We start from the raw sequence: 709 nt of genomic DNA, 5'->3' as shown, positions 1-709 counted from the left end.
CTCAGAACTCCTCCCATCCGGCGTCTCCGGCGCGAGCGTTGGCGGCCTTCCTGGCCGGTGGGCGCGGGGCGGGGGCGGCCTTGCTCTGGGCGAAGGCGGCCTCGGCGAGCTTCTGCAGCCGGGCCGGCTCGGCGGCGCGAGCCGGGCCCGCGCCGCCCTGTCCCGGGGCGGCGGCGTGGCCGGCGGCGCGGAGTTTTGGCGGGGCGTGGGCGGCCGGGCGGGCCGGCGCGGCCTGGGCGACGGCGGCGTTCGCCCCATGGCCCGCCTCGCGCCCGGTCCTGAACGCCGCGACGAGCTCGTTGAGCTGGCCGATCCTGGCCGTGAGCGAGGCCGCGCTCGCGGCGCTCTCCTCGGCCAGGGCCGCGTTCTGCTGCGTCATCTCGTCGAGATGGGCGACCGCCTGGCTCATCTCGTCGATGCCGCCGGCCTGCTCGCCCGACGCCGCCGAGATCTCCGCGATCGTGCCGGCGACCTTGCGCGAGGCGGCGAGGATCTGGTCGAGCTGCTCGCCGGCCTGGCGCACCAGCCTGACGCCCGCGCCGACCTCGGCGTTCGAGGACGAGATCAGCCCGGAGATGTCCTTGGCCGCCTCGCCCGAGCGCTGCGCCAGGGTGCGCACCTCGGAGGCCACGACCGCGAAACCCTTGCCGGCGTCGCCGGCGCGGGCCGCCTCGACCGCCGCGTTCAGCGCCAGCAGGTTGGTCTGGAA

1 protein-coding gene is annotated in these 709 nt (G+C 77.2%); it reads right to left on the bottom strand.

What is annotated here, in order from left to right:
• Nucleotide 1: 1 nt before the first annotated feature.
• The coding region (locus AC1RRW_RS22285) for a methyl-accepting chemotaxis protein (RefSeq protein WP_492903908.1) at nucleotides 2–709 on the bottom strand (708 nt) is incomplete at its 5' end.

Source organism: Allobosea sp. GW821-FHT12C12 (assembly GCF_058807355.1).
This window is presented reverse-complemented; position numbering and strand designations above follow the sequence as displayed.